At 40.7% G+C, this 21,370-nt stretch carries 26 protein-coding genes; 19 read left to right on the top strand and 7 right to left on the bottom strand.

What is annotated here, in order from left to right; translation table 11 throughout:
• Nucleotides 1-13 precede the first annotated feature (13 nt).
• From hpsC to IAR63_RS04145, 9 genes are all read left to right on the top strand, one after another.
• Nucleotides 14-946 carry a hormogonium polysaccharide secretion pseudopilin HpsC gene (gene hpsC, locus IAR63_RS04185; protein ID WP_187706702.1) on the top strand — a complete coding sequence of 311 codons (933 nt, stop codon included), beginning with the start codon at nt 14-16 and terminating at the stop codon, nt 944-946.
• Nucleotides 947-1,146: 200 nt separating this feature from the next.
• Entirely contained in the window at nt 1,147-1,668 is a 522-nt protein-coding gene (locus IAR63_RS04180; protein WP_187706701.1) for a type II secretion system protein, read from the top strand.
• A gap of 101 nt (nt 1,669-1,769) precedes the next feature.
• Nucleotides 1,770-2,585, top strand: a complete 816-nt coding sequence (gene hpsJ-B / locus IAR63_RS04175; protein WP_187706700.1) for a hormogonium polysaccharide biosynthesis protein HpsJ — start codon at nt 1,770-1,772, stop codon at nt 2,583-2,585.
• Nucleotides 2,586-2,782: 197 nt separating this feature from the next.
• Nucleotides 2,783-3,553 (top strand): DUF502 domain-containing protein, encoded by a 771-nt coding sequence (locus IAR63_RS04170; RefSeq protein ID WP_187706699.1) that lies wholly within the window; start codon nt 2,783-2,785, stop codon nt 3,551-3,553.
• Between the two features lie 185 nt (nt 3,554-3,738).
• Nucleotides 3,739-4,380: a transcription antitermination factor NusB gene (gene nusB / locus IAR63_RS04165; protein WP_187706698.1), complete on the top strand. Its 642-nt coding sequence runs from the start codon at nt 3,739-3,741 to the stop codon at nt 4,378-4,380.
• A gap of 75 nt (nt 4,381-4,455) precedes the next feature.
• A complete protein-coding gene (gene ftsY, locus IAR63_RS04160; RefSeq protein WP_223007704.1) occupies nt 4,456-5,991 on the top strand; it encodes a signal recognition particle-docking protein FtsY in 1,536 nt (511 codons plus the stop codon).
• Between the two features lie 267 nt (nt 5,992-6,258).
• Nucleotides 6,259-7,662, top strand: coding sequence for a PP2C family protein-serine/threonine phosphatase (locus IAR63_RS04155; RefSeq protein WP_187706696.1), 1,404 nt, complete (start codon nt 6,259-6,261; stop codon nt 7,660-7,662).
• A 30-nt stretch (nt 7,663-7,692) separates the two neighbouring features.
• Nucleotides 7,693-9,102 (top strand): histidine--tRNA ligase, encoded by a 1,410-nt coding sequence (hisS, locus tag IAR63_RS04150; protein WP_187706695.1) that lies wholly within the window; start codon nt 7,693-7,695, stop codon nt 9,100-9,102.
• Nucleotides 9,103-9,317: 215 nt separating this feature from the next.
• On the top strand, nt 9,318-9,764 hold the full coding sequence (locus tag IAR63_RS04145; RefSeq protein WP_187706694.1) for a hypothetical protein: 447 nt from the start codon (nt 9,318-9,320) through the stop codon (nt 9,762-9,764).
• Here IAR63_RS04145 and ald read toward each other — a convergent pair.
• On the bottom strand, nt 9,759-10,844 hold the full coding sequence (gene ald / locus IAR63_RS04140) for an alanine dehydrogenase (RefSeq protein WP_187706693.1): 1,086 nt from the start codon (nt 10,842-10,844) through the stop codon (nt 9,759-9,761). The two genes, IAR63_RS04145 and ald, sit on opposite strands and share 6 nt — an antisense overlap.
• A gap of 187 nt (nt 10,845-11,031) precedes the next feature.
• Between ald and IAR63_RS04135 the strand changes: the two genes are divergently transcribed.
• On the top strand, nt 11,032-11,202 hold the full coding sequence (locus tag IAR63_RS04135; protein ID WP_006276367.1) for a chlorophyll a/b-binding protein: 171 nt from the start codon (nt 11,032-11,034) through the stop codon (nt 11,200-11,202).
• A 112-nt stretch (nt 11,203-11,314) separates the two neighbouring features.
• Nucleotides 11,315-11,620 carry a hypothetical protein gene (locus IAR63_RS04130; protein ID WP_187706692.1) on the top strand — a complete coding sequence of 102 codons (306 nt, stop codon included), beginning with the start codon at nt 11,315-11,317 and terminating at the stop codon, nt 11,618-11,620.
• Here the strand turns inward: IAR63_RS04130 and IAR63_RS04125 are convergent.
• Together IAR63_RS04125 and IAR63_RS04120 are read right to left on the bottom strand one after the other, a co-directional pair.
• Nucleotides 11,617-12,969: a DUF3370 domain-containing protein gene (locus IAR63_RS04125; RefSeq protein WP_187706691.1), complete on the bottom strand. Its 1,353-nt coding sequence runs from the start codon at nt 12,967-12,969 to the stop codon at nt 11,617-11,619. The genes IAR63_RS04130 and IAR63_RS04125 overlap by 4 nt on opposite strands.
• Nucleotides 12,970-13,118: 149 nt before the next feature.
• Complete coding sequence (locus IAR63_RS04120; protein WP_235678348.1) at nt 13,119-13,301, bottom strand: hypothetical protein; 183 nt, start codon at nt 13,299-13,301, stop codon at nt 13,119-13,121.
• A 154-nt stretch (nt 13,302-13,455) separates the two neighbouring features.
• Here IAR63_RS04120 and hisH point away from each other — a divergent pair, with 154 nt between their 5' ends.
• Both hisH and rsmD read left to right on the top strand, forming a co-directional pair.
• Nucleotides 13,456-14,091, top strand: a complete 636-nt coding sequence (hisH, locus tag IAR63_RS04115; RefSeq protein WP_187706690.1) for an imidazole glycerol phosphate synthase subunit HisH — start codon at nt 13,456-13,458, stop codon at nt 14,089-14,091.
• 73 nt (nt 14,092-14,164) lie between these two features.
• A complete protein-coding gene (rsmD, locus tag IAR63_RS04110; RefSeq protein ID WP_187706689.1) occupies nt 14,165-14,767 on the top strand; it encodes a 16S rRNA (guanine(966)-N(2))-methyltransferase RsmD in 603 nt (200 codons plus the stop codon).
• A 9-nt stretch (nt 14,768-14,776) separates the two neighbouring features.
• On the opposite strand, the gene petG is transcribed toward rsmD, so the two are convergent.
• Nucleotides 14,777-14,890 (bottom strand): cytochrome b6-f complex subunit V, encoded by a 114-nt coding sequence (petG, locus tag IAR63_RS04105; protein ID WP_040008399.1) that lies wholly within the window; start codon nt 14,888-14,890, stop codon nt 14,777-14,779.
• 263 nt (nt 14,891-15,153) lie between these two features.
• Between petG and IAR63_RS04100 the strand changes: the two genes are divergently transcribed.
• The 5 genes from IAR63_RS04100 to IAR63_RS04080 all read left to right on the top strand — a co-directional run bounded on the left by IAR63_RS04100 (nt 15,154) and on the right by IAR63_RS04080 (nt 18,255).
• A complete protein-coding gene (locus IAR63_RS04100) occupies nt 15,154-15,528 on the top strand; it encodes a c-type cytochrome (protein WP_187706688.1) in 375 nt (124 codons plus the stop codon).
• 41 nt (nt 15,529-15,569) lie between these two features.
• Nucleotides 15,570-16,286 (top strand): pyridoxine 5'-phosphate synthase, encoded by a 717-nt coding sequence (locus IAR63_RS04095; protein ID WP_187706687.1) that lies wholly within the window; start codon nt 15,570-15,572, stop codon nt 16,284-16,286.
• A 93-nt stretch (nt 16,287-16,379) separates the two neighbouring features.
• Nucleotides 16,380-17,057: a nuclear transport factor 2 family protein gene (locus IAR63_RS04090; RefSeq protein WP_187706686.1), complete on the top strand. Its 678-nt coding sequence runs from the start codon at nt 16,380-16,382 to the stop codon at nt 17,055-17,057.
• A gap of 149 nt (nt 17,058-17,206) precedes the next feature.
• Nucleotides 17,207-17,533 (top strand): MgPME-cyclase complex family protein, encoded by a 327-nt coding sequence (locus tag IAR63_RS04085; protein ID WP_187706685.1) that lies wholly within the window; start codon nt 17,207-17,209, stop codon nt 17,531-17,533.
• 53 nt (nt 17,534-17,586) lie between these two features.
• Nucleotides 17,587-18,255, top strand: coding sequence for a hypothetical protein (locus IAR63_RS04080; protein WP_187706684.1), 669 nt, complete (start codon nt 17,587-17,589; stop codon nt 18,253-18,255).
• 47 nt (nt 18,256-18,302) lie between these two features.
• Here IAR63_RS04080 and IAR63_RS04075 read toward each other — a convergent pair whose 3' ends face one another.
• The 3 genes from IAR63_RS04075 to folD all read right to left on the bottom strand — a co-directional run bounded on the left by IAR63_RS04075 (nt 18,303) and on the right by folD (nt 20,783).
• Nucleotides 18,303-18,773: a divergent PAP2 family protein gene (locus IAR63_RS04075; RefSeq protein ID WP_187706683.1), complete on the bottom strand. Its 471-nt coding sequence runs from the start codon at nt 18,771-18,773 to the stop codon at nt 18,303-18,305.
• A gap of 145 nt (nt 18,774-18,918) precedes the next feature.
• Nucleotides 18,919-19,848, bottom strand: a complete 930-nt coding sequence (gene crtE / locus IAR63_RS04070) for a geranylgeranyl diphosphate synthase CrtE (protein ID WP_187706682.1) — start codon at nt 19,846-19,848, stop codon at nt 18,919-18,921.
• A gap of 53 nt (nt 19,849-19,901) precedes the next feature.
• Nucleotides 19,902-20,783 (bottom strand): bifunctional methylenetetrahydrofolate dehydrogenase/methenyltetrahydrofolate cyclohydrolase FolD, encoded by an 882-nt coding sequence (folD, locus tag IAR63_RS04065; RefSeq protein ID WP_187706681.1) that lies wholly within the window; start codon nt 20,781-20,783, stop codon nt 19,902-19,904.
• Between the two features lie 161 nt (nt 20,784-20,944).
• On the opposite strand from folD, the gene IAR63_RS04060 reads away from it, so the two are divergent.
• The gene (locus IAR63_RS04060) at nt 20,945-21,367 is read left to right on the top strand and encodes a hypothetical protein (RefSeq protein ID WP_187706680.1); all 423 of its coding nucleotides are present in this window, start codon (nt 20,945-20,947) and stop codon (nt 21,365-21,367) included.
• The last annotated feature ends 3 nt before the right edge of the window (nt 21,368-21,370 follow it).

Genomic DNA, 21,370 nt, shown 5'->3' with positions numbered 1-21,370 from the left:
TGGATTTACCATAATGCAACTACTCGTTGGTTTGACCATAGGAGTCATCAGTATTACTCTTTTATTAAGGTTGTTAATTAATGTGATGGAAATAAACCAACAGGAACAAGCTAAAATCACTACTGGGGCAGAAATTCAAACAGCTTTGGACTATATTGCCAATGATTTAAAAGAGGCAATTTATATTTATGATGCTCAGGGTATAAATGCCATCAGATCCCAATTACCCTCCACTCCCACGGGTATAGATAGAGTTCCTGTGCTGGTTTTTTGGCGACAGGAAACAATAGAAAATGTTTTGCCAGTTCCCGGAAGTTTAATTAAAGATGATGCTTTTGTTTATTCTCTGGTTGTTTACTATTTAATTAGAGATACTACTGCATCCGTATCTGAGTGGTCAAAATCAGCTCGCATTGCTAGATGGAAAATTAGAGATGGTGTTCTGGCTAATACTAGAGATTTTAATCAGATAGTTCTTTGTAATGGATATACAGGAACATATGTTAAGGGTAATTTTAACTCCCTAGAATTTTGTCCTGAACCTGGTTTTGCTGCTTTTAATCTCAATAATTCAGGCAGTTTAGAACAAATCATGAATGGTTGGAGAAAACATAGTGCTAGATATACTAATGATCCCATAGTTTTAGTAGATTATATTGACAGTAGAATTAATAATATACCTCCTGCGGTTTGCCCTCCGGATTCTACTAACCCTAGAATTACTTGGTCAAGGGTTACTTCATCCAATTTTAGTAACACTACCACTGGTCGGATGACTAGTTTTTATGCCTGCGTAGATAGACTAAATGTAACGGCACAAGTATTTATTCGGGGAGATGCTTTAGCTCGCATTCCTAATAATTTAAATACCAATAGTAATCAACTAAGTCACTATTTCCCCACTGTTAGTACTCAGGTTCAAGGAAAGGGTTTTTTCTATAAATAAGTAAGTTGGCGTTAAAAGACCAAACTATGTAAAGATAAATAGGATAAGTGGGTCGGTGGAATTAAATACAAGATTAATGTAGGTTGGGTTGAAGTATGAAACCCAACACCCGCAGGGGTTAACCCATCCTACAAATAATTGTGCCTTTCTACTTAGTAGTTGTTGCTAAAGTCTTTTTCTACCAAAAGGGAACAATATCTATGAATTATCAAAGCTCCAATGAAGGATTTACTTTGTGGGAAAATCTCATAGTTTTAGCGATAATTGGTATTCTATCAGCAATAGTAACACCCTCCTGGCTAAGTTTTTTGACAAACTATCGTCTCAATGTGGCCCAAGAACAAGTTTATCAAGCATTGCGTCAAGCCCAAAGTCAGGCTAAAAAAGAAAAGTCTACTTGGCAAGCTAGTTTTAAACAAGAAAATGGTATAGTTAAATGGGCTGTTCACCCAATTTTGGTTCACCCTCCTAATGCGGTTTGGCATAGTTTAGATTCTGCTGTTCAATTAGATCCAGAAACTACTTTACAAGAGTCTAATGGTATCAGACATATTCAATTCGATGATCTAGGAGCTATCAGAAAACCACCTTTGGGCACAGTTACCCTGTCTATGAAGTCGGGTGGAACCGCAAAACGCTGTGTTATTGTGTCCACAATTTTGGGTTCCCTCAGAACTGCTAAGGAAAATACTGTCCTCAGAAATAATGCTTACTGTTATTAGGTAATACGAGTTTCAGTTTTTAAAAACCATGACCAAGGTGATGGGCCAGTATGATCAGTATGATATATTTTATGGATGATGGTCATTAGACTTAGGAAAATATGGTTAATCGTCCTACCAAATCCAATACTTCTCTCACTCTCAAAGTAGTGGGGATAGTTTGTATTTTATCTTTTTTCATAGATTTTTTGATTTTGATGCTGGGATTCAACTTTACAGATAAACAAGCACAAGTTGGCTTAACCACAGCATTAGTAGATCGTGGTATTGTTCCTATGGTAGGTTTAGCAATGATTCTCATTGCCCATTGGTTGGACACCAATGATCAGGGAAAAAATCCGGGTATGGATTTTAAATTTCCTTCCCTAGTGCTTTCCAGTATTTTCGGTCTAATGTTCTTGTTGATCTTTCCTCTACACCTGACAAATGTTGACCAGGTTAGCAAAGAAAAGGTTAATCAAATTGCCCAAGATGCTCAACAAGCAGAGTCTCAACTCAATACCCAGTTGGCCCAGTTCCAGGGTCAGCTGAATAATGATCAAGGTCGCGCTCAATTGCAACAGGCTCAAGTTCAGGCGAAAGCACAAATTACTGAATTACTTAAAGATCCACAAAAATATAAACAAGCACTAGAAAACCCCCAACTTCCCCCGGAACAGAAGGAGTTACTCAAGAAACTGCAGGCCAACCCGCAAGACATAGATAAATTTATTGCCCAGCAGACCGATCCCAATGAAATTGCCAAACAAAAAATCGAGCAAATTCGCCAACGCCAAAGGGAAGCAGAAAAACAAGCTAAAGAGAATGCTTGGAAGTCTGGACTAAGAATAGGAATTGGCAGTCTGTTGTTATCTATTGGTTATATTATCATTGGTTGGACTGGATTAAAAACTACATCTAGTACACGTAGGGTTTAATAAACCAAAATCTTGAGTGATCATTAGCTACGATTAACGCTAGGATTAATAATACCTCGAAAACCTGCAACAATAATTTACAGGCACTATATTCTTACGTGCCTATTTGCAGGCCTAAAGCAACTGATCATGAGAAATAAGTAATAAATCTTAAACTTAGGACTCATTTATCTGGACTGACAACAAGGATTTGTGGTATGGAAATCAATCACAAACATTCTAGTAGCCAAAAAAAGGAGAATCCGGGCTTGGTCATGGAACAGCTTAAACAGGACTTAAAAAATGACTTGATAGCTGGGTTGTTGGTGGTAATACCCCTAGCAACCACCATTTGGTTAACCATTACGATTGCCAACTGGGTAATTAACTTTCTCACCCAAATCCCTAAACAGCTTAACCCTTTTGATGGACTAAACCCCATATTAGTCAACCTATTAAACTTTTTAGTTGGTTTAGCAGTACCATTAATCAGTATCCTGTTTATTGGCCTAATGGCCCGGAATATATTTGGCAAATGGTTGCTTGACTTTGGAGAGAGGATATTACACGCAATTCCCCTAGCTGGTCAAGTCTACAAGACGCTCAAACAATTATTAGAAACCATACTCAAGGATTCCAATGGCAAATTCCGTCGAGTGGTGTTATTGGAGTATCCTAGGAGGGGGATATGGTCCATTGGCTTTGTCACCGGTGTAATTGCCAGCGACATTCAAGCAAAATTGAGTCGTCCCATGTTGAGCATTTTTATTCCCACTACCCCTAACCCCACTACTGGGTGGTACGCAGTGGTTCCAGAAGATGAAGCAATCAATCTGACAATATCTATAGAGGATGCGTTTAAAATCATTGTCTCCGGCGGTATAGTCGCGCCTAGTAATGGTGTAGTTATGTCCCAATTGCCCTTAACAACTCCAGCATTAAGTACAGAAAGCAAAAGCCATCTGGTTGGTGCTGAACCTGATTTTTGACGTACTGGTGAATCCTCAATTTATTAGGGTGGAATGTCAAAACCTGCTGAGTGATGATGAGTCTATGAACGTAAGACAGGAATTACCGGGATGGTGGGAATTTATTTCCTGCAAAAATATCCTGGTTTTGACCTGTAATGATTGTTAATTTTGTATTCCTACCTCATACCATATTATGTAAGATTATGCAACCTCGTAAACCCCAACAAATAGCTAGAGAACTAGCACTACTAAGTCTTAGTCAGTTGCCAGTTAATCCTAAAAAATTGCAGAAACTACCAGATGACCAACTAATGGCCAAGCTTGTTCTTGGTGCTGTCCGCACTTTAACTGCAGAAGTACAGGATACGTTAAATAGTGCTGCTGCTGAACTACAACGTAGTAATGACCGTTTATTAACTAGTCAAACCCGTGCATCTGACTTAAATACGGCCAGAATAATGCTTCAAGAAGCCATTGGCTGCACTCAAACAGCTATTAATCAATTGGGTTTAGCTGTTGATTTCCCTGAGTTGATTCAATTAGCTAATCAAGATAAGGAAGTTCGCAATTACGCTAAGGAAATTGTGGTTACTGTTGATGAGAATCGACCTATTTTAGATCAGATTATCTCCCAAGCACTGGTAGACTGGCAAGTAACTAGACTAGCTCAAATAGATAGAGATATACTTCAAATTGCTGTGGCTGAAATGAAATTCATGGAAGTTCCTCCCAGCATTGCCATTAATGAAGCGGTGGAGCTGGCTAAACGTTATAGTGGCGATGATGGACATCGATTTATTAATGGTGTTTTACGTCGGGTCACAGATCAAAAACAACCTGCTTAATTCCATACCTTGGTGGTTCTGAGTTGTCAATCCTCCAAGGATCAAATCACAATAATCATACTTAATAAAGCTAAAATGTCATTTAACTGGTTTCGCCGTCAACATGATGATTCTTCCGCTAGTACGGAAACTCAAGTACAAAGTGAAACTTCGTCTGATCAGGAAGTGTCACCAGAATCAGCTCCGGAAACAATAATCGATCCAGCGGATCTGTTAGCCTATGCCAAAGCTGCTTATAAAAATATTCAGCAAAAACAACAGTCTCAAGACCAAGAAAGTACGACTGTAACTGATGAAGCATCTTCAGTTACAACCAGTGAAACTTCGGAAATCCCTCAAATTACCCAAGAAATTGAGGAAATATCAGAGGAAAGCTCCGTCATTAAAGATGAGATTCCGGTGACCAGTAGGGATGTCGGTTCAGACACGGACCATACTCCATCGGAGGTGGGAATTGATGGCCAGCCGCAATTATCCTTTTTAGAGAGAGCAACTGCAGATAGACAGGCTAAACAAGAGAGATTAATTGCCACTGCTGTGGAGGTTCCTGAACCGGAAACTACGGTTATGCCTAGCGTTAGCATCACTATAGCAATTCCTGAATTAGAATTTGACGATGGCTTTGTTTGGTCAGCAGAGGTTCTAGCCGCCCAGGGTAGACGAGCAGAAGATATTTCTATAGAGGAAATTACCTGGTTGAAAAAACTGCGTCAGGGACTAGATAAGACTAGACGTAATATCCTAAATCAGTTAAAGGCTATTGTTGGACAAGGCCCCTTAAATCAAGATGCAGTAGCAGAAATTGAGGGAATACTGCTACAGGCTGATGTAGGTGTTGAAGCCACCGATCTGATTATTCAGTCCCTCCAGAAAAAACTTCGCGATGAGGTTACCCCCCCCGAACAAGCAATTGCCTATCTCAAGCAAATCCTGAGGGATATGCTGGAGAAACCTCTGGAATCATCACCTAGATCGGGTTTTGCTCCAGAAAAAGACAAACTCACTATTTGGTTAATTACAGGGGTGAATGGTGCTGGTAAAACCACAACTATTGGTAAAATCGCTCACCTAGCTCAGAAATCTGGGTATAACTGTTTGATTGCTGCTGCTGATACTTTCCGCGCTGCTGCTGTGGAGCAGGTCAAAGTTTGGGGAAGTAGAAGTGGTGTAGAAGTTATTGCTAACCCTGGTAAAAATACTGACCCTGCTGCTATTGTATTTGATGCGATCGCAGCTGCCCAATCACGGAAAACGGAATTACTGTTAGTAGACACAGCAGGGAGACTACAAAACAAGAAAAACCTGATGGATGAACTGAGCAAGATTCGTCGAATTATTGACAAGAAAGCCGCTGATGCCCGTGTAGAGTCGCTGTTGGTCTTAGATTCCACCTTAGGACAAAACGGACTGCGACAAGCTGAAGTTTTTTCTCAAGCTGCTCAACTTAGCGGTGTTGTTTTAACCAAGTTAGATGGCACAGCCAAAGGGGGAGTAGCCTTGGCGGTGGTGCAACAGTTAGGTTTACCCATTCGCTTTATAGGTGCTGGGGAAGGAATTGAGGATCTACGTCCATTCTCCAGTTATGAGTTTGTGGAGGCCCTTTTAAACTAAAAAAGATGGAGGGAGAGGTTGGAAATAAAAATTATCAAAAATAATTCTTTTTTTCGTAAAAAATGGACAACTTCTGGTATGATCTCACACTAGAACTGTTTTTTAGTCATCGGAGAGTGAGCATATACACACGATTCAAAATTCCCGCCTGGAATTTATAACCTAAAATACCCTAAAAGTTACATATTCGGTTATGATGCCCTTGCTAAAATGACTAATCTTAAAAGCTTGTTCATTTATTCTAACACTTACAGAAAATAGCAGCCTGTGTCCCAATTTCCTTCTCAATCCACAGAAATCAATAGTAGTGCCACTAGAGATGTCACCCCAATGGTGGCACTAAAAGAGATTGTGGCTAGGTTACATCGGGAACAGAACAAAATTCAAGAGCTGCTGAGTTCTCTGGGATTTGCCCTGAGAAGTTTCAACAATTTAAATCAGTTTCTGGAACTAATTCCGTTTATGGCTGCTAAGGTAACGGATGCGGATGGCAGTGCCCTGTTTCTGTATAAACCCAATGGTCAAGTTACCTTAGAACAGTTACATTGGCAAGATAGTCAGCAGCGGAAAAGTATCCGTAAAGCCCTGGAAATTGCCAGTAGTCAAATTACCCTTTTCCCCAGTTCAGTGCCACTCGCAACCACTGGCATACTGGATGACCAGATGCAAATGTATTTGGGTCCAGATGTACAGGTTTTTGGTACGGCAATTATAGTTAAACATACAGAAAGAGGTTGGCTATATGTTCTAAGTCGGGATCCTGATTACAGTTGGACAGAAACCAGGCAAAAACTAGTGAGACTGGTTGCTGATCAAACCGCAGTAGCTATTGGCAATGATGAATTGTCCGTAGAGCTACGGAAAAAAGAACTGTTGGATCAAGAACTGGAAATCGCAGCGGAAATCCAGCGGAGACTTTTACCCCGTTTATGTCCTAATATTCCTGGTGCGGTCTTAGCTGCACGTTTTAAACCAGCCAATCGCGTGGGAGGAGATTATTATGATTTTATTGCCACCAATCACACCACCAATTATCCGTCCTATCCCCACCATCTGAGTCAGGAAAACACCTGTTGGGCTCTAGTGATTGCGGATGTGATGGGTAAAGGTGTTCCCGCAGGTTTAATTATGACCATGTTGCGAGGAATGCTCAGGGGTGAGGTACTTCATGGTAATTCAGCAGCAGGAATTTTGCAGAATTTAAACCGGGTCATGTATGCTGATTTAGAAAATTCCAACCGCTTTGTAACTATGTTCTATTCTGAATATGACCCAAAAACCCGGGTCTTGTCTTATAGTAATGCTGCCCATAACCCACCTCTGTGGTGGCATGCCGCATCCAGAACTGTGACTAGACTGGACACAATGGGTATGCTTATTGGTCTTGATGCTAACAGTCAATATGAAAATGGTCAAGCTCTCTTAGAACCGGGTGATACTGTAATTTATTATACTGATGGTTTAACGGATGCCGCAGCTGCAAGTGGCGATCGCTTTAGTGAAGATAATTTCATTACTTCATTTAGTGCTGCTTGTCGCTATTGTAATGGGCCCCAAGAAATAGCGGATTATTTATTTGATAAAGTGCAGGAATTTATTGGCACTGAAAAACAAAATACTGATGACATGACCCTAGTAGTTCTGCAAATTTCCCAGGATGATGAACCATAATTAGAAAGATTAACAAAACCAGGTATAAACATGACAAGAAACGAGAAAATTAACTTTGCTACTCCCAGTGGGTTTCCCGAATTTCTCCCCGGGGAAAAGCGGCTAGAATTATACTTACTAGACACCATTCGTAAAGTATTTGAGAGTTATGGTTTTACACCCATAGAAACACCAGCAGTAGAAAGGCTAGAGGTACTACAAGCCAAAGGTAATCAAGGGGATAATATCATATATGGAATTGAGCCAATTCTACCACCGAACCGCCAGTTAGAAAGAGATAAATCCGGCGAAACTGGTGCGGAAGCTAGGGCTTTAAAATTTGATCAAACTGTTCCTTTAGCTGCTTATATAGCTCGTCATTTAAATGAATTGACTTTCCCCTTTGCCCGTTATCAAATGGATATGGTATTTAGGGGTGAACGGGCAAAAGATGGGCGTTTTCGACAGTTTCGTCAGTGTGACATTGATGTAGTTGGTCGAGACAAGCTAAGTTTGTTATACGATGCCCAAATGCCAGCAATTATCACAGAAATATTTGCAGCCATTAATATTGGTGATTTTGTCATTCGTATTAATAACCGCAAAATTCTCTCGGGCTTTTTTCAATCTCTGGGGGTTGCCCAGGAGCAAATTAAAACTTGTATTGGTATTGTTGATAACCTAGAAAAAATTGGTGAAGCTCAAGTTCAACAGGATCTAGAAAAATCCGGTATTTCCTCCGAACAAAGCAGAAAGATAATTGAATTTATCAACATTGATGGCAATGTGGATGATGTTTTAGACAAACTCAAACATCTAGCAGTAAATTTACCCCAAGCAGAAGGATTTAACTTAGGAGTAAGTGAATTAGAAGCAGTCATTGATGGAGTGAATAATTTAGGAGTACCCAGCCAACGTTTCTGTATTGATTTATCCATTGCGCGTGGATTAAACTACTATACGGGAACCGTTTATGAAACCACCCTAATTGGACATGAATCCCTCGGTAGTATTTGTTCTGGTGGTAGATATGAAGAATTAGTGGGAATATTTTTGGGTGAAAAAATGCCAGGAGTAGGGATCTCCATAGGACTATCTAGACTAATTAATCGATTATTAAAAGCGGATATTTTACAGAAATTACCACCCACACCCGCTCAAGTAATGGTAGTAAATATCCAAGAAGACCTAATGCCCATTTATTTACAGGTGTCACAACAATTAAGACGAGGGGGAATTAATGTTGTCACTAACTTTGAGAAAAAACAATTAGGTAAGCAATTTCAGTTAGCAGATAAACAGGGAATTAGATTTTGTGTCATCATTGGTAGTCAGGAAGCTGTTAACGCCAAATCATGCTTAAAGGATTTGAGTACGGGAGAGCAAATAGAAGTACCTTTGTCCAACTTAGCTACAACTTTGCAACAAATACTACAACCTACACCATCCCATGGGGGGTGAGACACCCTATGGGAATAACACTGCATCCTCCGTTGTCTCAGTTGATATACGATCATAAGAATTGATTCCTTTGGCTAGGTGTCAATTAATTAATTGGATAAAAGCGATCATTTCATCATGGTAAAGTTACCATGGGGTTTTGGTCGCTTGTTTTTAGTTTTATAGTGTTTTATGCTTCTGGTCCCCCTTGTCCTTAAAAAAATAACTAACTTCTCATGAGCAAATTATTAAACGAATCCCTGTCTTTACAGGTTGCTCAAACTATCAAAAGTCAAGCTAAGAAACCTTTTGAAAACGCATACAAAGCATTACTAGTAACAGATGGTGCTAAATATGTTCAGGGTTTTTTAGTCTTGACCGGACACCTCTATCAACCTATAGAACATGCTTGGATAGAATTGGAAGATGTCATTATTGATCCTAGTTTTGCCTATTTGCAAAGAAAAGCCGAAAATATTTGGTATTTCCCCGCACAAGTTTTAACCCTGAAGAAATTAAAAGCAATTATCGAAGAATCAGAAGAGGACTATCCAGAAGATAATCCTTTACCAATATATAGTGATGCACCCTATCAGTATTACGGTGATTTAATGTTAGGTGATCAAGATTACTTAGATGCTTATGAAGCAGCTACTGCAAAGTGTCAAGAGCTAAAGCTATAAATCGGGGAACACTTCCTGTACCGCAGGGTGTAAGAGATGATGATTTTTGATATTTAAACCTTTGGCTAAAGCTGAGTTAACCTCCAGGGCTTCCAGTCCTAAGTTAGCTAGTTGTAACACATATGGTAAAGTACTGTTGTTTAGTGCTTGTGTAGATGTCCAAGGAACAGCTCCTGGCATATTAGGGACACCATAGTGTATAACGCCTTCATCAACATACACTGGGGTGCTGTGAGATGTGGGGTATAAAGTTTCCACACATCCACCCTGATCTACAGCTACATCCACAATTACAGACCCAGGACGCATTTGTTTGACCAATTTCCGAGGAACTAAAATTGGGGCTTTTTTTCCTGGGATTAACACTGCACCAATTAGCAAATCAGCTTCTCTAACAACTGCTTCTATTTGGGCAGAATTGCTGTAGAGTAGTTCCACTCTCGAGCCAAATAGGGTTTCTAAATAGGAGAGTCGCTCCACATTTACATCTAAAATTTGTACCCCAGCGCCCATACCCACAGCAATTTTAGCAGCTTCTGTTCCCACCACACCACCGCCTAAAATTACCACTTTACCGAACTTAACCCCGGGAACACCACCCAAAAGCACTCCTCTCCCTCCCTGTTGACTTTCCAAAAACCTGGCACCAAATTGTACTGCTAATCTTCCTGCAATAATACTCATTGGTGTCAGTAAGGGGAGTCTATTGGCACCCACCTGCTCCACAGTTTCGTAAGCAATTGCACAAGTTCCCGAATCTATCAAATGTTCTGTTAGTTCCCTGTCAGCAGCTAAATGTAAATAGGTAAACAGTAATAAATCCTTTCGTAAAAATTGGTACTCACTTTTTAATGGCTCTTTGACCTTAACAACTAGATCTTGGTGCCATGCTGATTCAGCAGATCCTACTATTTGTGCCCCTGCTGCCAGGTAATCTTCATCCGTAAAGCCCGCACCATAACCAGCCATAGTTTCGACAAATACACTATGGTTATTTTCAGTAATAACACGTACACTGGCAGGGGTTAACCCTACGCGAAATTCCTGATCTTTAGTTTCTTTAGGAACACCAATTTGCATTTATAACCTCTAATTATAGTTGGTTGACTTATAGATTGCAGCATTCCTCCCATTAGTTCCGTATTGGATTAATCAAAATTCCCAAATTGCATCACGGATCTATTTTGGTTGATCTATTCCTAATGGGAATATAATTTAGGAGTATAATTTATAGAACAACATCATTCACACCAAGGAGCTTTTGATTATGACAGAACCACAACCAACCATTACCCCTAAATTGGAAGAACCCAAATTTGGTTTCAATGAGTATGCTGAAAGATTAAATGGAAGAGCAGCAATGATTGGTTTTATTTTAATGGTAGTGATTGAATATGTGACTAATCAAGGCGTGTTAGCTTGGTTAGGCTTGAAATAGTTAGCAAGTTAGGATCATCGGGGAATAGGGACGGTTAAAATAGGATGTAGAATGGTATGCGGACTAACCATTACCAATTTAGAGTAACACCATTTAGGGAAAGTAAGCTGTTATGAACGCTATATTACCTCAATTTTTGAAGTCATTCTATAGAAAAGATCCCATCATTAGTGTGTTAATCACCATGGGTATTATGGATGCACTTATTGGTGGACTGGATGATAGTTGGTCATTATTTGCTTTTGGTTTAGGGACAACAGGAGTAGCTTTGGGTTTGAAACTGGCTTCTAAATTGTCGCGTGCGCAACAGCGTTCAACTCGGGAGGAAGAAAGGACCTTCCAATATTACCTACCACCCACTTCCTCCAGCTCCTCATTGCCAATTATAAAAGCAACTAAAAATAAACCACACTACTAGTTTTGTGTTGACAAGGTTAATACCTGTGGGGGAGATGCATCCGGGGGATAAAGAAAATCCACATCCACTAAGGAAGAAGCTCCCGGTTTAATATTTACAGACATTAGAGGAACTCCCACTTGACCTCTGGTTTGAACTAAATGCACGAATTTGGTTGCGGGTTGACCCTTTTCGTTTTGGTAGCGTATGCGCACAGTCCCCCTAAAAAAAACTTGCCGTTGGGGAGTAGTAAAAAAGCGTAAACCAGGATTGGTGAGCTGATTTTCTTTAATCGGTGTCTGTAAAGCTAGGGTGACATTCTGTTGGGTGGTGGAGTTATTCCACAGAGGTAGTCTTAAACTATATTGAATGCCATAGTTACCATGGGCAAAATAAGCAGTGTCAGCATACCTAACTAACATGGGTGCGCTTTGAATTTGTCCTGTGCCTAGCGCACCACCATGTAGGGTACTTAAAACGTATGAAAAAGCCCGACCTGGTTCGGGAATAGTTAGATATGCGCTCTGGGGAGTGTCTGCTATGAATCCTCGCCATTGGGAACCACGAGCAACTCCTGCAACCCTACCATAAATGGTTGGTTTAGCAGTTCCCTCAATGGGGGTGGGAACTTTATCCCTAGGAGTGGATAAATCCCCATTATTGAGTAAATCTTCCCATTCCGCTTGGTTTGGAGCCCGTTCACTACCGTCAGCATTTAATTTAGCGAACATGGCTAAACTGGCAGCATAAACAGTTTGATTACTCCATAATCGCATATAAGTTGAACGGCCATTGAGGGGAGGTGTCAGTCCCCCCACGGGAATTGGTAAATTTAATAAAATTCGACTTTCCCCTGGGGGAATGATTATTTGAGGGGGGAATTTTTCTTGTCGTTTTCCTCTTAATATATCAGACATTACCCGACTACCAGGACCTGCAAAAACCATTCCAGAGTAGTTAGGAAGTAAAGATTCTAAGGGAATGAAGGGTGCATCGGGCTGACTTAAATAACTGGCAGCGTGCAGTATGTTTACAGTGGCGGTATTTTGACTAGGGTTATGTAAAATTATAGCGTGATACAGGGAACGTAAGTTTTCTGGTGGATCCGCTTTAGCCACGTGATGGGAAAAAACATCAAATCGCCCACGAAATGGGAAATTTAGATGGGCCCTGGGATTTTTCTTGTCTTGCGGGGGAAAGGTAGAAAGTAAAATTCCTTCTCTTAATACCAGTTCGGGACTATTGCTATTAAACACTGGAACATTATCTAAACTTCCTGGTAAAGACCGCACTTGTTGATTTTGTATCACCTCTGGTGATGCGGTGGGATTTGCTTGGGCAAGGATCAGATCCGGTAATACTAACAACATAAGAAACTAGAAAACCAGCAGCTATAGTACGATAACAAAGGGGTGGGTGGAATTAAATATAAGATTAACGTAGGTTGGGTTGAAGTATGAAACCCAACGCCACGGGTTTCGTTCCTCAACCCATCCTACAAATAATTGTGCCTTCCTACTTACAGAATTATCTCCCAAATAATTCGATAAAGCAATAGTACAACAATAGTACAAACCTGGTCTAAATAATAATATCCCTTGATTTGAGTTGATTGATTTGGGACAGAATACACAGAAGTAGCCAGAACAATATCTACAGGTAATGGCTGCCAAAAAGTGAAATTATCGGCAAAAACAGCCATATTGGCTAGTTAAAGTAACAACTGGTGGCACTGGTGAGAGGATTTTCTTAGCCAACTGTCAAAAGAAGTTAATAATATTTTTTGCCACATAACAAATATTATCTAGAATTAGAATATAAATGTTTTCCCGAACCAATTTACAAGGAGTCACTAAATGCCAGTCGTTGCAGTCGTAGATTACGATATGGGAAATTTACACTCGGTCTGCAAAGCTTTGGAAAAAGCTGGGGCAATTGCCAGGGTAACTGCTTGTGGCAAGGAATTAGCTCGAGCAGATGCTATAGTTTTACCAGGGGTGGGAGCTTTTGATCCGGCTATGCAAAATTTGCGCTCCCGTAATTTAGAACAGCCTATAAAAGATATCGTCACCTCTGGGAAACCTTTCTTGGGCATTTGTTTAGGACTGCAAATTCTATTTGAATCCAGTGCAGAGGGAAACGAACCAGGACTGGGAATTATTCGGGGAAAGGTACGACGATTCCGACCAGAACCTGGTATTGCTATCCCTCAGATGGGCTGGAATCAACTACAACTGACTCAACCCAAAAGCATTTTGTGGGAACACTTGCCATCTCAACCCTGGGTCTATTTTGTTCACTCCTACTATGTTGATCCCCTTGAACCAGAAGTTCAGTCCGCAACGGTTACCCACGGTAGTCAAACCGTCACCGCTGCGATCGCTCGAGAAAATCTTCTGGCGGTTCAATTCCACCCCGAAAAATCCTCTAATATTGGACTGCAGGTCCTGTCAAATTTTGTGGCTCAAGTTCGTGAAAAAATTCCTGCTTAATAAAAATTAACAATTCCCTCAAGACCTGGGAAATTAATTCACCAAAGACCAAATTAGTAATAATGCCTTGTCAATGAGCTTGAGAATTTACGGGAATCGTCTGTTGAAAACTTTGCCAGGAAAAAACACCAGACCCACCAGTGGAAGAGTGCGCGAAGCAGTTTTTAATATTTGGCAGGGAAACATTGACCAGTGTCGCTGGTTAGATCTATGTGCTGGTAGTGGTTCTATGGGTGCTGAGGCTTTATGTAGAGGCGCTAAGTTAGTTGTGGGCATTGAAAGGTCTAGTCACGCCTGTGCAATTATTCAAGAAAACTGGCAACGTCTGGTTGCTGAGCAGCAGGTATTTCATATCCTGCGGGGAGATGTTCTTCAACAGTTAAAAAAACTATCGGGTCAAACATTTGATCGGATATACTTTGACCCCCCCTACGCAAGTGATTTATATGACCAAGTTTTAAATGCGATCGCGAGATTTAAACTTTTACATAAACATGGGGAAGTAGCAGTAGAACATAGCAGTGATTTTAAAGTTCCAATAATACCTGTATGGCAGGTTATTCGCCAGAGGAATTATGGTAACACATCATTAACTTTTTATAGCTGTAGAGAAGAGTCTGAAAGTGATGGGGTACTGTATTATGATATGTCCCCATCACTGGGAACTCACAACTGATGTGAGGAATTAACCACCTAATCCACTAGGTCGTTTGTACTGCCTGTAAGCAGCATAAAAAAGTCCGCTCAGGGTGACGAAAATCAAACCCAGAACAATTCCCGACAGTAGGGGTTCAACCACTATAAATCTCCTCTTTAGAAATACTCAAATTAGCTTCTTTTCTGATTCTACCGAAAAACTGGTTAAAACACCGCTCTTACTGGGAGGAGTTAGGCATAGGTTTTAATTAACGGAGAGATATAAATAAATTTTAAGGTTTGTGTAGAAAATGAAAGTTTTTTGTCATAATTTCGGTGGTAAGGATTGGGAGTGAAATAAAGCTCCCGACGGCCGATAAATGATGACTGATCACAGTTTTTTGTAAACCTAGACCTGAAAAACTTTTGGATAAGCAGCTAACAAAAACCGAGATTGCCGTTCACTGGATACCCTTATTGGCTTTAGTGATAATAATTGTTGTTCCTATAACTATTTTTACGGTTGATATGGTAAATATATCGGATCCTTATGTAAAAAATGTGTTATCTCTAGTGGGAGATCCAGAACGAGGAGAAGCCATTTTTAGAACAAATTGTGCTGGTTGTCACGGTTGGCAAGGAAATGGACTGGTTGGTCCGAGCTTAAAAGATGTCTCCAAGCGCAAGTCCACTTATGGCTTGATTCACCAGGTAATTAGTGGGGAAACGCCTCCCATGCCTAAGTTTCAGCCTGGTTTGCAGGAAATGGCAGATCTGTTAAGTTATTTAGAAGGTATTTAAAACAATTTTGATGATTAAGCGTAAAATAAGGGAGACTGCAAGTGCCTACACTGGGTGTAAATATTGATCATATAGCCACCATTCGTCAAGCCAGACGCACTATCGAACCAGATCCTATAGTTGCGGCGGTGCTAGCAGAGTTAGGGGGTGCAGATGGGATTACTGCCCATTTAAGGGAGGATAGAAGACATATTCAAGATAGAGATGTGCGGTTATTAAGACAAACAGTCAGAACCCACCTAAATTTAGAAATGGCCGCCACTGATGAAATGTTAGCCATAGCTTTAGACATCAAACCGGATTATGTCACCCTAGTTCCGGAAAAACGCGAAGAAATCACCACGGAAGGTGGTTTGGATATTCTGGGACAAATTGCTAGAATAGGGATGATAGTGGACAAATTGCAAAATGCTAACATTCCGGTGAGTTTGTTTATTGATGCTGAACCTGCACAAATTGCGGCTGCTGTCAAGGTGCAGGCGAAGTTTATCGAACTACACACAGGAAAATATGCCGAGGCTAAAGATGAAACTACTCGTCACCAAGAACTAGCTTTATTAGCCAAGGGATGCGAGCAGGCTATTGCTGCTGGTTTACGTGTTAATGCTGGTCATGGACTCACATATTGGAATGTGTTTCCTGTAGCAGCACTTCCAGGGATGGAGGAGTTAAATATTGGTCATACTATTATTAGTCGAGCTGCATTAGTGGGAATAGAAAGAGCAGTACGAGAAATGAAACAGGCAATGGGAGCATGAATAATTATCATTAGTGATTAGCAATGCTTTAGTCTCTAGAGGGGAATTCACTGTGTTATCCAGCTAAAGTCAAATTTATTGCTCAAGGAACTTATGACTTCCAAAGTATCTAATAACTTACCTCTTTGGTTACAAGACAGGGACACAGTAATTGAACATAGTGTGAACACACAGTGGCGCTATCAAACACCTCCAGACTATACCCACTCAAAAGAAAACTTGGCGAAAGAAAGTGTCTGTAATCATTTAGAGGGCTCCCTAGAGGCTATTGTACAGAACCTAGTGCGAACCTTTGAGATGGAGGCTTCTTTTAAGAGCAACCATCAAGAATGGTTATCAGTAGTGAAGGACAAGTTTCGGGTTATTACCAATGGAGGTAAAGAGTTTACAGCAGCAGATGTGTCTATTCAAGGAACCTATAATACATTTATGGGTGATTCTGAACATTACACAGCTTCCCAAGAAACCTTTGAATCGTCAGCTAAATTGTTTCAAACCACATTTCCCCAGGGTTTTCCCTGGGAACTGCTAGAAGTCTACTCAGGTCCACCAAAGGTGACATTCAAGTGGAGACACTGGGGACATTTTCGGGGTGCATATAAGGAGTTTGCTCCCACAGGGGAAACTGTGGAAATTATCGGGGTAAGCATAGCTCATGTAACCGATGATTTAAAGATTATTTCCTTGGAACACTATTTTGACAACAACCTGTTCCTGCACAAACTCACATCGGGTGGTAAGATCAACACGTCAGAAAATAATTGTCCCTAATGGCAATTTCCCCAGCAGTGTGAAATTTACATATATAGCTTTAGCCAAAACGCTGTAGAGGGCTAATAGGCAAAAGTTGGACCTCCCGCTGCAAGTGGCTAGGGCTATATCAAACCTAAATAAACTTAAATAAACAGATCAGAACAAAAATGGAAAAGTATCATTACGTGTTGGCTAGTCAAAAGTTTCTCCTCGAGGAGGAACCACTAGAAGAAGTTTTAAGGGAACGGATCCGTAATTACCACGAGCGGGAAAAGGAAATAGACTTCTGGTTAGTAAAAAATCCTGCTTTTTTGGAAGCGCCCGAAATGACAGATGTTAAGAAAAAATGTCCCCAACCACCAGTAGCCATTATTTCCACCGATTCTCAATTTATTACCTGGTTAAAATTACGTTTAGAACATGTTATAGTGGGTGAATTTACTACTCCTTTGGGAACTATTCATGACCCGCTAGCTTCTTTGACAAATGTGTAAATAAGTGAACACATAACCTAAGAATAATTACTTTGGTGCAATTTTACTAAACTATGCAAATACGTTTACCAAAAACTAAGCTAAAACTGAGCCTACCAAATAATTTATCACGTGACCTTGCTGCTTTAGGTGCATGTCTAGTTGCCACGGTTATCCATCCTAATCCTGTCCTGTCTCAATCCACCCTTACTGTTTGCCAACCGCCCAGTGCGGAGGAGTATTTGTTATTATTTCTGACCCCTACAGCTAATAATCAAGAACAGTTGCGTACTGTTTTGCCATCGGAACTAAAATCCGTAACTTGTAAATACCTGGATCAAGTAGTAACAAGAGTAGGTGGTTTTAAGAAAGTTGAAGATGCTAATCGCTGGGCAAAATATGTCAGCAACGTTATAGGTTTGCCCGCCATTATTGCCCAACCGATAGGATGGGAACCACCAAAACCCAATTACAGTTATAATCCAACCATATTAGGGGATGGATTTGCGGTCTTAGTAGATTATTTCAGACGCCCGGAATTGGCCAACAATATACAAAAGATTGTCGGGGGTAACGTAGGGTTAGTTTCCTACGGAGAACGTCCCTATTTATTGGCCGTATATACTACTAATCAAACAGAAGCCTACAGAACATTACAAAACCTGAATCAAAATGGTTTATTTGCCATTTTAGCCGATGGTAGAAAAGTAGTGTTACTGCGGTCGGTAGTAACATTAAAATGAGTTGTTAGGGCCTGCTGAAATGATGACTTTTCAGCAAACCCAAAGGTTTAAGAAGGAGCCTTAGTTAACCAATAACTTGCCAAGCAGGAAATAGCGGCTCCTAAAACCGAGCCAGCTACGACTTGAAGGGGCGTATGTCCGAGAAGTTCCTTAAGACGGTCTTGAAAGAATTCTGGTTTTTCATGGAAGAGTTCATCAACCATTTGATTGAGGATGCGGGCCTGCTTACCTGCTGCTTGGCGAACTCCCGTAGCATCGTACATAACAATAATAGCTACAACCGCAGCTAAGGCAAAATCTGGAGATGACCAACCTATAGTTTGCCCGACACCAGCTGCTAAAGCTGTAACTAGAGCCGAATGGGCGCTAGGCATACCTCCAGTGGTAACCAAAACGCGGAGATCTAATTTACGATGTTTGATAAATTCAAAAATGAGTTTTAATCCTTGTGAAACAAAACAAGCCACAAGTGCAACCAGTAGCACTCGGTTGTAGAAAATATCGCCGATGTCCTGCATGGTATTTTGGTGGGGTGATGGAACTAAGAGCAGCAGTTGTGTGTTGAGGTAAAGTTGGTTGTAGCTTGACTGTAAGTGAATAATAATTATCAAGTATGATTTTGTGCCTTGATATCATATTCAAATCCATAATCTCAATTGCCACCTAGTGATTGCGATTAATAATAAAATGAGCTATTTCCTGTAGAGGGACTGCTTTATCCCCATAAAAATCTAATTGGGCACAAGCCTCTTCCACAAGTTCTTGGGCCTTCAGCCTTGACTCTTCAATTCCCCACAAACTAGGATAGGTGACTTTTGCACTTTCAATATCCTTACCAGCGGTTTTGCCCAGTTGTTCCTTGGTAGCAGTGATATCGAGAATATCATCTATAATTTGGAATGCTAGACCAATATTTTGAGAGTAACGTGTCAATTTTTGTATGTCTTGTGGAGAAGCACCAGCGATAATTCCCCCACAGACCACAGATGCTTCTAATAGTGCTGCTGTTTTGTGGTTGTGGATAAAATTGAGGGTTTCCAGTGAAATATTTGACTGACCTTCCGATGCTAAATCTACCACCTGACCACCGACTAACCCGGGAGCCCCAGAAGCTTTCCCCATTCTGGCAATTACCTGTAAAGTCCTCTCAGGTGCTACGGTTTGAGGGGTTTGGGTGGCTACAAGTTCAAAGGACAAAGCCAACAGGCCATCACCAGCTAAAATGGCTACGTCTTCCCCATAGACCTTGTGATTTGTCAATTTACCCCGTCGATAATCATCATTATCCATGGCTGGCAAATCATCGTGAATTAGGGACATGGTATGAATCATTTCCATAGCACAAGCAGTTGGCATAGCCATTTCTACAGTGCCACCAATCATTTCACAAGTAGCAAGACACAAAATGGGACGTACACGCTTCCCTCCAGCTAGGAGGGAATAGCGCATGGCTTCATAGATTTTTTCTGGATATACTAGCGGAATGAATTTATCCAGAGCTGCATCACAAAGCTGCTGTCGCTCCCCAAGATAGGCATAGAGGTTAAACCGGGCTGGCTGTGATGTTTTGTGAATGTTATCCGTTGCTACCATGCTGGGAGTCCTAAAAGTTTGGGTTGATGGTGATAAACAATAATCAATGCTAATTACTGCTGATTGGCTACTTTTAAATAGCTACAAACAGTGTTTTGCAGCAACATGGCGACTGTCATGGGGCCAATACCACCGGGAACAGGGGTAATATACTGTGCCACCTGAGCAGTGGAGACAAAGTCAATGTCACCAACTAGGCGACTTTTACCATTGCCATCAGTAATGCGGTTTATTCCCACATCTATCACAACTGCGCCCGGTTTTATCATTTCTGCTGTGATTAATCCGGGAATACCTGCTGCTGCTACCAAAATATCAGCGTTTTGGGTAATGGTTGTCAAGTTTTGGCTGCGAGAATGGGCAATAGTAACTGTAGCATCAGCTTCCAATAACATTAATGCCATGGGCTTACCCACTAAAATACTACGTCCTATCACCACTGCTTGTTTTCCTGCTAGGGGAATTTTATATTCTGCCAACAGTTTCATCACTCCAGCAGGGGTACAACTGCGCATTCCCATTTCTCCCCGGACTAAATGCCCTAAATTAATTGGATGCAGTCCATCAGCGTCTTTGCTAGGAAGAATTCTATGTAGTAGAGCAATAGAGTCTAAATGCTTGGGTAGGGGTAACTGGATTAAAATTCCATCTACCCGCTGATCACGGTTGAGTTCCTCTATGATTTGTTCTAGTTCATTTTGGCTAGTTTCAGTAGGAAAATGTCTACCGAAAGTAGCAATTCCCACCTGATGACAGGCTTTTTCTTTGTTAGCTACATAGGTGGCTGAGGCGGGGTTATTTCCCACCATCAACACTGCTAAACCGGGGGGGCGGCCTATTTTAGGTTGTATTTCTGTGATGGTTTTAGCCAGTTCTTTTTGAACTTTTGCGGCTAGTGTCTTACCATCAAGGATTTTTGCAGTTTTTGTTTCCATTTTTATTCATCTTTTCCCTATCTTAGTGAGAAAATAGGCGTTTATCTCCTAATTAGATTTGTAAAAACTTCTGGGTTTTTAGTAACGAAACATAGATAATATAAATCAAAACGGGCAAAATGGGAAAAAGGTCGTCATCAGTTTCGGGTTGTAAGCGCTTTATGCCACAATTCTCTCCTCTGACTAACTCTAGACTACTTACTAATTTGAGCAATCTCGGTTTTATTTACCAAGTATTAACCTGGGCTTTACTTTTAATGATTGGTAGTTGTGCTAAAGGTAACTTAATAAATTTCCATTTACGAACCTTCAGTCTGGGGACTAATATTACGCCTATTGCTAAGATTAAACCTATGGGTCAGCCAGAAACTACAGTTTATATCCAAGGAAAGATTGAAAAACATGCTCCCTTGATTGGCCAGCAGGCATATCAAATTGCTGACTCTACTGGTAAAATCTGGGTTGTGATAAATCAAAATAAGTTACAATTGGGACAGGAGGTGGTACTAAGAGGTAAAATAAAGTACAAAAGTATTAACTTGCATCAGCAAGAGTACGGAGAAGTATATTTAGAGGAGGAGTAAACC

This window comes from Cylindrospermopsis curvispora GIHE-G1 (genome assembly GCF_014489415.1).
GTDB lineage: Bacteria > Cyanobacteriota > Cyanobacteriia > Cyanobacteriales > Nostocaceae > Raphidiopsis > Raphidiopsis curvispora_A.
This window is presented reverse-complemented; position numbering and strand designations above follow the sequence as displayed.